Source organism: Mesorhizobium sp. M0698 (genome assembly GCF_040320455.1).
Classification (GTDB): Bacteria; Pseudomonadota; Alphaproteobacteria; order Rhizobiales; family Rhizobiaceae; genus Mesorhizobium.
Map to the genome: position 1 here is coordinate 125,861 of NZ_JAMYPQ010000008.1, position 11,242 is coordinate 137,102.

Here is an 11,242-nt window from a genome sequence, read left to right on the forward strand (position 1 = left end):
ATGTCCAGCCTTCGCCCGTCACCGATCACGCCGACCGTCGATTTCGAGCGCGACGGCGTGCAGCACGGTTTCCTGCGCCTGCCTTACAGCCGCGACGATTCCGCCTGGGGATCGGTGATGATCCCGATCTGCGTCATCCGCAACGGCAAGGGGCCGAGCGCATTGCTCACCGGCGGCAATCATGGCGACGAGTACGAGGGGCCGCTGGCGCTCTATGACCTCGCCCGTACGCTCGACCCGAAGCAAGTCAGCGGCACGATCATCATCGTGCCGGCGATGAACTATCCGGCGTTCCGCGCCGGCACGCGCACCTCGCCGATCGACAAGGGCAATCTCAACCGCAGCTTTCCCGGCCGGCCCGACGGCACGGTGACCGAGAAGATCGCTGATTATTTCCAGCGCGAGCTTCTGCCCCGTACAGACATCGCGCTCGACTTCCACTCCGGCGGCAAGACGCTCGACTTCGTGCCGTTCTGCGCCGCCCACATCCGGCCCGACAAGGTGCTGGAAGCGAAGGGTTTCGCTGCGGTTGAAGCCTTCTCCGCACCATGGTCGATGAAAATGCTGGAGATCGACGCGGTCGGCATGTTCGACACTGCCGCCGAAGAGATGGGCAAGCTGTTCATCACCACAGAGCTTGGCGGCGGCGGGACTTCGCGCGCGGAAACGGTGCGGATCGCACGTCGCGGCGTGCTCAATGTGCTGCGCCATGCCGGCATCGTCGCCGGCGCGGTCGAGATGCAGCCAACCCGCTGGCTCGACATGCCGTCCGGCGATTGCTTCTCGTTCGCCGAGGACGACGGGATGATCGAAACCATGATCGATCTCGGCGAGCCGGTGGCAGAGAACCAGGTGCTGGCACGTATCCATTCCATAGGCCGCACCGGCGGCGCTCCGCAGGAGATCCGGGCCAAAATGTCCGGTCTGTTGGCGGCGCGGCATTTTCCGGGGCTGGTCAAGGCCGGCGACTGCGCTGCCGTGGTCGCCGTGCTGGTCGATTGACGGTTAGGAAGCCGATGTCGGGAACGGCTCGGTCCTGCCTTTGGGGCGATCGCCGATCGCAAAGACGGCGCTCGCCTCGCTGACGATCGAGACATGATCCTTGGCGGCTGTTCCGGCCGCCGCACTGTCGCCGCGCATGATTGCGGTGACGATGGCGTCATGTTCTTGCCAGGACTGGGCCAGCCGCCCGGGCAGCATGAATTGCGCGCGCCGGAACGGCGCCAGGCGGCCGCGGGTCATGACGGTCAGTTCATAAATGTGCTTGCTGTGGGCGCCGCGATAGAGCCGGGTGTGGAATTCGGTGTTGAAAAGCTCATACTCTTCTTCGGCACCGAGCTGCACGAAGCGCGCCGAGGCCTGGTGTTCGGCCTCCAGCGTGCGGCGCTCGCCAGCGGTCATGCGCTCGGCCGAGAACCGCGCGCAGATCGCTTCAAGCTCGGCCATGCTTTCGAACATCGAGGCGAGGTGCTCCTGCGTCACCACGGCGACGGTGGCGCCGCGGTTCGGCCGCCTTTCGACCAGCCCCATGGCGCTGAGCCGGCTGAGCGCTTCCCTGATCGGCGTGCGTGAGACGTCGAAGCGGGCGGCGAGCGAGGCCTCGTCGAGCTTTTCGCCCGGGCGCAGGAAACCGGTGACGATCCGGTCGCTGATCGCCCTCACCATCTGATCGACGGTCGTGCCCGACCTGATCAAATTGCGCTTTCCCGACACGTCTCCTCCGTCCAGTCTTTTCGCTAGAGCCGTAAGCCACTCACCGGCTTCGATTCCTCCGCATCTCTGTATGCCTATGTTTTAGCCTTCATGTCAAATTGGCGATTTTGGAGGCAAAAAGTGTATGCAATTGCTCCGGCTTTGTGCAGTCCACATCGGAACACTCATTGATATTACTGAATAAATCTCATTTCTGAAACTGGCATGCTGATTGCATACACTTCTTTCATTGAGATGTTAACCGGCCCCAAAGGCCCCACAGAGGGAGCATTCAATGTCCAAGAGATTCATGCTTAGCCGCCGCGACCTGCTCAAAACCTCCGCCGCCGGAGCGGCGCTCGGCCTTGCGTCCGCATCGTTTCCGATCAGCAGGGCCTTCGCCGCGACGGCCACCGTCGGCTTCATCTATGTCGGGCCAAAGGACGACTACGGCTACAACCAGGCGCATGCCGAAGGGGCCGCCACGCTGAAGGGGATCGAAGGAATTTCCGTCGTCGAGGAGGAGAACGTGCCGGAGACGGTCGACGTTCAGAAGACGATGGAATCGATGATCAATCTCGACGGTGCGTCGCTGATCTTCCCGACCTCGTTCGGCTATTTCGATCCGCACATGCTCGCCATGTGCGCGAAATTCCCCGACGTGCAGTTCCGCCATTGTGGTGGCATGTGGAACAAGGACAAGCATCCGATGAATGCCGGTTCCTATTTCGGCTATATCGGCATGGGCCAGTATCTGAACGGCGTCGTCGCCGGTCACACCAGCAAGACCAAGAAGCTCGGCTTCGTCGCGGCAAAGCCGATCCCGCAGGTGCTGCTCAACATCAATTCCTTCCTGCTCGGCGCGCGCTCGGTCGACCCGACCATCACCTGCCAGGTGATCTTCACCGGCGAGTGGTCGCTGGCGGTCAAGGAGGCGGAGGCCACCAATGCGCTGGTCGACCAGGGCGCCGACGTCATCACCTGTCATGTCGACAGCCCCAAGGTGGTGGTCGAGACTGCGGCCGGGCGTGGCGCCTTCATCTGCGGCTATCATGCCAACCAGAGCCCGCTGGCGCCGGAAAAATACCTGACCGGCGCGGAATGGAACTGGGCCAAGGTCTACAAGATGTTCGTCGACGATCTGGTGGCCGGCGCGCCGCTGCCCAACTTCACGCGCGGCGGCCTTGCCGACGGCTTCGTCAAGATGAGCCCGCTCGGCCCCGCCGTCGGCGATGCCGCCCGCAAGCAGTTCGACGGCACGCTGGCCGAAATGATGAAAGGCGGGTTTTCGGTCATCAAGGGTCCGCTGAAGAGCAACAAGGGCGTCGTCGTGGCGACCGAAGGCCAGGCCTTCGTCGAGACCGCGCTCGAGCTCGAAAGCATGGACTATCTGGTCGAGGGCGTCGTCGGTTCGACCGCCTGAACCGGATCGGAGACGGGCCATGGCAGACACGGTCAGCACCGCGGGCGCACCGGCGCTGTTTGGCGCCAGGAATTATCCGGCGGCGCTCGAATGGGCGGCGCGGCAGGCGGAAGCCTTCGTCATACCGCTCGCGGCGCTGATCGTCGGCATGGCGCTGTTCAGCGTGTTCATCGCGCTGGTCGGCAAATCGCCGGTGCAACTCTACGAGACGATGTGGCGCGGCGGCTTCGGCTCGTGGTTCTCGATCCAGAACTCGCTGTCGCGGGCAGCACCGCTTTTATTGGCAGCGCTCTGCGTGGCGCTGCCGGCACGACTCGGCCTCGTCGTCATCGGCGGCGAAGGCGCGATCGTGCTGGGCGGCGTTGCCGCCGCCGCCATCGGCGTCGCGGCGAATGGCGCGCCGGCTTTTCTGGTCATCCTGCTGATGGGCGTGGCGGGCGTGGTCGCCGGCGGCATCTGGATCGGTGCCGTCGGCGCACTCCGCCACTACCGCGCCGTCAACGAAACCATCTCCAGTCTGCTGATGGCCTATATCGCCATCGCGCTGATGAACCATCTGGTCGAAGGGCCTCTGCGCGATCCGGCTTCGCTCAACAAACCCTCGACGGAGCCGCTGGCGGATGCCTACCGCATCGGCAACATTCCAGGCATGGACGTGCACTGGGGCCTGGTCGTCGGCATTCTCGCCTGCGTCCTGTCCTGGCTGTTGATCGAAAAGACGCGCTGGGGGTTTGCCGCCCGCATCGCCGGCGGCAATGTCAGGGCAGCTCAGGTGCAAGGGCTTGCCGTCGGGCCGCTGATCGTCGGCTTCACCGGGCTGGCTGGCGGCTTCGCCGGGCTGGCCGGCATGCTGGAGGTCGGCGCCGTGCAAGGCAGCGCCAACGCCTCGCTCGCCGCCGGCTATGGCTATACCGGCATCCTCGTCGCCTTCCTCGCCCGCCACAATCCGCTCGCCATCATCCCGGTCGCTTTCCTGCTCGGCGGTATCGGCGCTTCCGGCGGGCTGATCCAGCGCCGCATGGACCTGCCCGACGCCACCGTGCTGGTGCTGCAAGGCATGCTCTTCGTAGTCATCCTGTTCAGCGAAACCTTTTACGGCCGCTTCAAGGTCTTCAATCCCGATCTGTGGAAGAGAGGCTCCTGATGGACGCGACCGAGATCGGCCTGTGGGGCGTGCCGCTCGCCATTCTCGGCGGCGCCATCCGCGTTTCGACGCCCTTCATCTTCGTCTCGCTCGGCGAAGCCATCACCGAGCGCTCCGGCCGCATCAATCTTGGCCTCGAAGGCACGCTGGTCTTCGGTGCGATGACTGCCTACGCCGTCGCGGTGATGACCGGCTCGCCATGGCTCGGCCTGCTGGCTGCCGCAGGTGCCGGTCTTTGCTTCGGGCTGTTCCACGGCTGGATCTGCAAATTCCGCGGGGTGAACGACATCGCCATCGGCATCGCGCTGATGCTGTTCGGCTCCGGTCTCGCCTTCTTCTTCGGCAAGCCGTTCATCCAGCCCTCGGCACCAGACCTGCCGGCCATCGCCTTCGGTGGCTGGTCGGATATCCCGCAGGTGCAGGCGGCGCTCAACGTCAACATCCTGTTCCTGATTGGTGCCGCACTTGCCGTGTTCCTATGGTGGGCCTTCCGCAATACGCGCGCCGGCCTGATCGTGCGCGTCGTCGGCGACAGCTCCGATGCGGCGCGCGCCATGGGCCTCAATCCCAACACCGTGCGCCTGCTTGCGACAGGTGTCGGCGGTGCGCTCGCTGGCATCGGCGGCGCCTATCTGTCGCTTTATTACCCCGGCAGCTGGACCGAACGCATCTCGTCGGGGCAGGGCCTGATGGCGGTGGCGCTGGTTATCTTCGCGCGCTGGAATCCGCTCGGCTGCTTTGCCGCGGCACTGTTGTTCGGCGGTGCGGGCGCGCTGGGCCCCGCGTTGCAATCGGTCGGGGTGACGCAGGGCTACTATCTCTTCTACGCCGCACCTTACATCCTCACGCTCATCATCATGATCGCCACCTCGTCGCCGAACCGCTCGCTTGCCGGCGCGCCGGGCGAGTTGTCGATCACCAAATGACTGGAGTTTTTCCGATGAACGCCAGAGCCGAGATCACCCAGCGCTACATTGATGCCGACCCTTATCCATGGCCTTATAATGGCGAGCTGCGGCCGGACAATACGGCACTGATCATCATCGACATGCAGACCGATTTCTGCGGGCCGGGCGGCTATGTCGATCATATGGGCTACGATCTTTCGCTGGTGCGGGCGCCGATCGAGCCGATCAAGTCGGTGCTCTCAGCCATGCGGGCCAAGGGCTACACCATCATCCACACGCGCGAGGGCCACCGGCCCGATCTCGCCGACCTGCCGGCCAACAAGCGCTGGCGCTCGCGCCGCATCAATGCCGGCATCGGCGACCCCGGACCTTGCGGGCGCATCCTGGTGCGCGGCGAACCCGGCTGGGACATCATCCCCGACCTCTATCCGGCGGCGGGCGAACCGATCATCGACAAGCCGGGCAAGGGCTCGTTCTGCGCCACCGACCTCGAACTGATCCTGCACCAGCGCGGAATCGAAAACATCGTGCTGAGCGGCATCACCACCGATGTCTGCGTCCACACGACGATGCGCGAGGCCAACGATCGCGGCTTCGAATGCGTGATGCTGGAGGATTGCTGCGGCGCGACCGATTACGGCAACCATCTCGCCGCGATCAAGATGATCAAGATGCAGGGCGGCGTGTTCGGCGCGGTGTCGAATTCGGCATCCTTCGTCGCGCAACTGCCGTGAGGACACGATCTTGAGCGGAAGCATCGGCAAGAAAGCCGTCGGCGTCGAGACCATCGGCATGACCATGCGCTTCGGCGCCTTCACCGCGCTGGACGACGTCTCGATCAAGGTGCCGGCGGGATCGTTCCATGCGCTGCTCGGCGAAAACGGCGCCGGCAAGTCGACGCTGGTCAAATGCATGATGGGTTTTTACCATCCGACCGCCGGCGACATGCTGGTTGATAGCCGCGAGGTCGCGATCGCCAGTCCGAAGGATGCCTCGGCATTGGGGCTCGGCATGGTCTACCAGCATTTCACGCTCGTCCCGTCGCTGACCGGCGCGGAGAACCTGGTCATTTCGCGCGAGAAGGTGCCCGGCGTCATCGACTGGCGCAAGGAGCGCGCCGCACTTGCGCAATTCATGCAGCGTATGCCGTTCAAGCTGCCGCTCGACGTCAAGGTGGCGGAACTTGCGGCCGGCGAGAAGCAGAAGCTCGAAATCATCAAGCAGCTCTATCTCGGCCGCAGTTTCCTGGTGCTCGACGAGCCGACTTCGGTGCTCACTCCCGGCGAGGCACACGAAGTGCTTGGCCTGGTGCGCGACATGACCAGGACCGGCGACCTCACCGTGCTGATGATCTCGCATAAATTCCACGAGGTGACGGCCTTTGCCGACGATATCACCGTGCTGCGCAAGGGCAGGCTGACCGGAACCGGAAAGGTCTCCGAACTTTCGCACAAGCAGATGGCGGCGATGATGATCGGCGACCAGCCGATTGCAGCACTCGACAGCCGCGCCCCGGTGCCGGCCGGCGCCAGACAGGTGCTGACGGTAAAGTCGCTGAAGGCGCCCGACCGCACCGGTTTGAAAACCATCGACATCGGCGAACTCGATGTGAAGTCGGGTGAGATCGTCGGCATTGCCGGCATCTCCGGCAACGGCCAGAAGGAGTTTCTCGAAGTCCTTGCCGGACAGCGGGCGCGCAATGGCGGCGACGTCCTGGTGAAAGGCTCGCCCTATGGCGCCAGCCGCAGCGAGGCGCGCACGCTCAATGTCCGCTTCATTCCGGAGGAGCCGTTGCGCAATGCCTGCGCACCGAAGATGACGGTGGCGGAAAACATGGCCTTCCGGACCTTCGACCTCAACGAGGCCGGCAAGCCGGTCAACTGGATCAGGATGAGTGCGATCAGGGACTACGCGGCCCGTCTGGTCCAACAGTTCAAGGTCAAGACGGCATCGCTTGCTTCGCCGATTTCGTCGCTCTCGGGCGGCAATGTGCAGCGCGCGGTGCTGGCGCGGGAACTGACCGGCGAGGTCGATTTGCTCATCGTGTCGAACCCCTGCTTCGGCCTCGACTTCTCCGCCGTCGCCGAAATACGCGCCCGCATCATGAAGGCGCGCAATGCCGGCGCCGCGGTGCTCCTTATGTCGGAGGACCTTGATGAGCTGCTCGAGCTCTCGGACCGCATCTTCGTCATGTCGGACGGCGCGCTGGTCTACGAGACGCCGATTGCGCAGGCGAGCGTGCAGACCATCGGCGAGCACATGGCGGGACATCACTGATGGCGGAGATCGAGGCGCTGCCGTTTCCGTTCGCCTTCAAGCCTGAGGCGATGGCGCTGGTCGTCATCGACATGCAGCGCGATTTCGCTGAACCCGGCGGCTTCGGCGCCAGCCTCGGCAACGACGTCAGCCGGGTGGTGGCGATTGTGCCGACGGTGAAGAGATTGATCGAGGGGTTCCGCACCGCCGGCCTGCCGGTGATCCACACGATGGAGTGCCACAAGGCAGACCTTTCGGATCTGCCGCCGGCCAAGCGCAATCGCGGCAATCCGTCGATCCGGATCGGCGATGTCGGGCCGATGGGTCGCGTGCTGATCGTCGGCGAGCCGGGAACGGCGATCCTCGATGAACTTGCGCCACTGCCTGGCGAGATCGTCATCGAAAAGCCGGGCAAGGGCGCGTTCTATGCCACCAGCTTCGGCGATGACCTGAAGCGGCTCGGCGCACAGCAACTGGTCTTTGCCGGAGTGACGACGGAGGTCTGCGTGCAGACGACGATGCGCGAGGCCAACGACCGCGGCTATGAATGCCTGCTGGCCGAGGATGCTACCGAGAGCTATTTTGCCGAGTTCAAGGCGGCCGCCCTGGCGATGATCAGGGCACAGGGCGCGATCGTCGGCTGGACGGCGACAACGGACCAGGTGCTCGAGGGGATTGCCAATGCCTAATCTTGCCTTTGCCGGCCTCCTCAATGGTGGCTGGCGCGATCTGCCGTTCGAGCCTTTCCGCGATGGCATTACGGCGCATTGGCTGCTCAAGGGCGGACCGACGGAACCGTCGGTCGCGATCCTGAACTATCGGCCCGGCGCCGGCGTGCCGCGCCATCGCCATGCCGGGCTGGAAACGATCATCGTGCTGGAAGGCACGCAGAGCGACGAGAACGGCGATCATGCCGCGGGCAGCGTGATCCTGAACCTGGTCGGAACCGAGCATTCGGTGTGGACGAAGGATGGCTGCGTCGTACTCATCCAGTGGAACCTGCCGGTAGTCATTCTGGACGAGGCCAAATGAGCGACATCCGCTTCGATATAGCGAGCTTGCACGCCGCCTATCAGGCCGGCGTCGGCATCTGCGAGGTGATCGATACGATCAATGCGCGGCTCGCGGCGGCCGATGACCCCGGCATCTTCATCCATCTGGCGAGCAGGGCGGAGATGTTGGTCGAGGCGGAAAAGCTCGGCCCGTTCGATCCCGCGGCAAAGCCGCTGTGGGGCGTACCGTTCGCGGTCAAGGACAACATCGATGTTGCCGGCATGCCGACCACGGCGGCTTGTGCGGAATATGCCTACTTGCCGGCGAAAGACGCCACCGTCGTCGCGCGGCTCAAGGCCGCCGGCGCGCTGGTTATCGGCAAGACCAATCTCGACCAGTTCGCCACCGGCCTGGTCGGCGTTCGCACGCCCTATCCGATCCCGAGGAATGCGATCAATCCGAAACTGGTGCCGGGCGGTTCCTCATGCGGCTCGGCCGTGGCGACGGCGCGCGGCATCGTCTCGTTCGCGCTCGGTACCGACACCGCCGGTTCGGGGCGCATACCCGCCGGTCTCAACAACATCGTCGGGCTGAAGCCGAGCGTCGGCGCGCTGTCGGCCGCCGGCGTCGTGCCGGCCTGCCGCACACTCGACTGCGTCTCGGTCTTCGCGCTCACCGTCGATGACGCCTACCGCGTGTTCGAGGCGGCGGCGGCAAAGGACGACGCCGACCCCTATTCGCGTGACCCCGGCGTCCAGGGCCTTGCCGCGCGCCCGCCGGTGCTGACTGTCGGCGTGCCGGCCAGGGCGGACTGGACCTTCTTCGGCGACGAGGCGATGCAGTCGGGCTTCGCGGCCGCTCTTGCCTCGCTGGAGACGCTGGCCTGCAGGCTGGTCGAAATCCCGTTCGGCGATTTCTACGCCACCGCCAACCTGCTTTACGAAGGCGCCTGGGTAGCCGAGCGTTACGCCGCGATCAGGGACTTCATGGATGCCAACGAGGCCGCCATGCATCCGGTGACGCGGCAGATCATCGGCGGTGCGCGAAAACTTTCCGCCGCGGACGCTTTCAGGGGGCTCTATGCCCTGCAAGGCTATAAGGCCAAGCTTGCGCCGGTCATCGCCTCGGTCGACGTTTTCTGCGTGCCGACCGCGCCGACGCACTACACAGTCGAAGCGGTGCTGGCCGATCCGATCGTCACCAACAGCCGGCTTGGCACTTACACCAACTTCGTCAATCTGCTCGACATGTGCGGCATAGCCGTGCCGGCCGGAATTCGTAGCGACGGTTTGCCGATGAGCGTCACCTTGCTTGCCGCGGCGGGCAAGGACCATCTGACGGCGTCGCTTGCGCAGGATGTCCATGCGGCAAGCGGCCTTGCGCTGGGCGCTACAGGCTGGCCGCTGCCGCCGCGTGGCGATGTTCGCGTGGACGTGGACGAGGGCACGATCGAGCTGGCCGTGGTCGGCGCGCATCTATCGGGGATGGCGCTGAACGGCCAGTTGCAGCAGCTCGGCGCGATTTTCGCCCGGGCGGCAAGAACGGCGCCGCTCTACCGGCTTTATGCGCTCGCCGGCCAGTCGGTGTCGCGACCGGGGCTCGAGCGCAGCTGCAATGGCAAGGGGGCAGCGATCGAGGTCGAAGTCTGGCGGCTCTCGCCACAAGCGTTCGGGCGCTTTGTTGCCGCGATCCCGCCGCCGCTCGGCATCGGGACGCTTCTGCTTGATGACGGAACTTCGCCGAAAGGCTTCCTCGTCGAAAGTGCCGGCCTCACCGATGCAAAGGAGATTTCGCATTTCGGCGGCTGGCGCAATTTCATGGCGGGTCAGCTGCAGCGGAGCTGACGCTATCACTCGACCTTTTGCCGGAACTTCGAATGGCAGCTCGAGCAATCCTGCAAGATGAGATGCAGGAGGTGCTCCGCCGGCAATTTAGTGGGATCGGCTTCCGCGAGTGATGGTCGCTTGCCAAGCAGGCTGCCACCGCCCATCGCCAGGCCGGAACCCATTCTCATGTCGTCGGTGATGCGCGGCAGCGCCCGCTCGGCGTCGGAGGCCAGGGCGCTGGCCAGCGTCCCGATGTGGCGAGCCAGCCCTTCGAACTCCGCGCGGGCGGGGTCGATATCCGGCTTGGCGCCTGAAGGCGCGCCCAATGTCGCGCTGGGGAATTCGGCAATCAGGGAAGGGCCGGTGCGGGCGCGGATGGTCTCGGCCGCCGCCTTGAAGGCCGCGGCGTCGTACGCCTGCTTGCCGTCGAACATCCCAGCGATCGCCTTTGCCGCCGCGGCCATTTCCTTCATCGAGGTCTGGCGAGCCTCGATGACCGCATCACGGTCCGAATGGGCGGCAGCGAGCACGACAGAGACGCAGGCAAGCGATAGCACCGTTACAGCGGCTGCGAGCCTCACTGGGCGACGCCTTGTCCTGCCAGCTCGTCGATGATCGGGCAATCCGGCCGCTCGTCGCCGTGGCAGTGACTGACCAATTGGTGGAGCAGGCCGCGCAATCCGACCAGTTCAGCGATCTTCCTGTCGATCTCGACCAGCTTGGCTTTCGCGATCGCCTTCACGTCGGCGCTGTCACGTTCCCTGTCCTGGTACAGCGACAGCAGTTGGCGGCATTCGTCGACCGAAAACCCCAGGCTTCGCGAGCGCTGCAGGAAGCGCAGCCGGTGAATATCGGCCGTCGAGTAATCGCGATAGCCATTGTCTGTCCGAGCCGGGTGCAAGAGCCCGATATCCTCGTAGTAACGGATCGTCTTGGCCGGCAGGCCGGATTTTTCGGATGCGATACCGATGTTCATGGCGGAAATCTCCTTTATCGGAGG

12 protein-coding genes are annotated in these 11,242 nt (G+C 64.7%); 9 read left to right on the forward strand and 3 right to left on the reverse strand.

Going from position 1 to position 11,242, the window contains the following annotated elements; translation table 11 throughout:
• A complete protein-coding gene (doeB, locus tag NKI16_RS18080) occupies positions 1 to 1,002 on the forward strand; it encodes a N(2)-acetyl-L-2,4-diaminobutanoate deacetylase DoeB (protein WP_023677207.1) in 1,002 nt (333 codons plus the stop codon).
• Between the two features lie 3 nt (positions 1,003 to 1,005).
• Here doeB and NKI16_RS18085 read toward each other — a convergent pair whose 3' ends face one another.
• On the reverse strand, positions 1,006 to 1,665 hold the full coding sequence (locus NKI16_RS18085) for a GntR family transcriptional regulator (protein WP_023677208.1): 660 nt from the start codon (positions 1,663 to 1,665) through the stop codon (positions 1,006 to 1,008).
• Positions 1,666 to 1,987: 322 nt separating this feature from the next.
• On the opposite strand from NKI16_RS18085, the gene NKI16_RS18090 reads away from it, so the two are divergent.
• Genes NKI16_RS18090 through atzF form a run of 8 tightly spaced genes read left to right on the forward strand, consistent with a single transcriptional unit; the run spans position 1,988 to position 10,260 of the window.
• Positions 1,988 to 3,115: a BMP family ABC transporter substrate-binding protein gene (locus NKI16_RS18090; protein ID WP_352755647.1), complete on the forward strand. Its 1,128-nt coding sequence runs from the start codon at positions 1,988 to 1,990 to the stop codon at positions 3,113 to 3,115.
• A gap of 19 nt (positions 3,116 to 3,134) precedes the next feature.
• Positions 3,135 to 4,259 (forward strand): ABC transporter permease, encoded by a 1,125-nt coding sequence (locus tag NKI16_RS18095; RefSeq protein WP_352782909.1) that lies wholly within the window; start codon positions 3,135 to 3,137, stop codon positions 4,257 to 4,259.
• On the forward strand, positions 4,259 to 5,185 hold the full coding sequence (locus NKI16_RS18100) for an ABC transporter permease (protein ID WP_023677211.1): 927 nt from the start codon (positions 4,259 to 4,261) through the stop codon (positions 5,183 to 5,185). Before NKI16_RS18095 ends, NKI16_RS18100 begins: the two co-directional genes overlap by 1 nt.
• A 14-nt stretch (positions 5,186 to 5,199) precedes the next feature.
• Positions 5,200 to 5,901, forward strand: a complete 702-nt coding sequence (gene biuH, locus NKI16_RS18105) for a biuret amidohydrolase (protein ID WP_352621430.1) — start codon at positions 5,200 to 5,202, stop codon at positions 5,899 to 5,901.
• Between the two features lie 10 nt (positions 5,902 to 5,911).
• Entirely contained in the window at positions 5,912 to 7,444 is a 1,533-nt protein-coding gene (locus tag NKI16_RS18110; RefSeq protein WP_023677213.1) for an ABC transporter ATP-binding protein, read from the forward strand.
• Positions 7,444 to 8,112, forward strand: coding sequence for a cysteine hydrolase family protein (locus tag NKI16_RS18115; RefSeq protein WP_023677214.1), 669 nt, complete (start codon positions 7,444 to 7,446; stop codon positions 8,110 to 8,112). The genes NKI16_RS18110 and NKI16_RS18115 overlap by 1 nt, the downstream gene beginning before the upstream one ends.
• Entirely contained in the window at positions 8,105 to 8,455 is a 351-nt protein-coding gene (locus tag NKI16_RS18120) for a cupin domain-containing protein (protein WP_023677215.1), read from the forward strand. The genes NKI16_RS18115 and NKI16_RS18120 overlap by 8 nt, the downstream gene beginning before the upstream one ends.
• On the forward strand, positions 8,452 to 10,260 hold the full coding sequence (gene atzF / locus NKI16_RS18125) for an allophanate hydrolase (protein WP_352621428.1): 1,809 nt from the start codon (positions 8,452 to 8,454) through the stop codon (positions 10,258 to 10,260). Before NKI16_RS18120 ends, atzF begins: the two co-directional genes overlap by 4 nt.
• 5 nt (positions 10,261 to 10,265) lie before the next feature.
• Here the strand turns inward: atzF and NKI16_RS18130 are convergent, their stop codons facing one another.
• Both NKI16_RS18130 and cueR read right to left on the reverse strand, forming a co-directional pair.
• Positions 10,266 to 10,823, reverse strand: a complete 558-nt coding sequence (locus NKI16_RS18130; RefSeq protein ID WP_352621427.1) for a cytochrome c — start codon at positions 10,821 to 10,823, stop codon at positions 10,266 to 10,268.
• The gene (gene cueR / locus NKI16_RS18135; protein ID WP_352455395.1) at positions 10,820 to 11,218 is read right to left on the reverse strand and encodes a Cu(I)-responsive transcriptional regulator; all 399 of its coding nucleotides are present in this window, start codon (positions 11,216 to 11,218) and stop codon (positions 10,820 to 10,822) included. The genes NKI16_RS18130 and cueR overlap by 4 nt, the downstream gene beginning before the upstream one ends.
• Positions 11,219 to 11,242 lie beyond the last annotated feature (24 nt).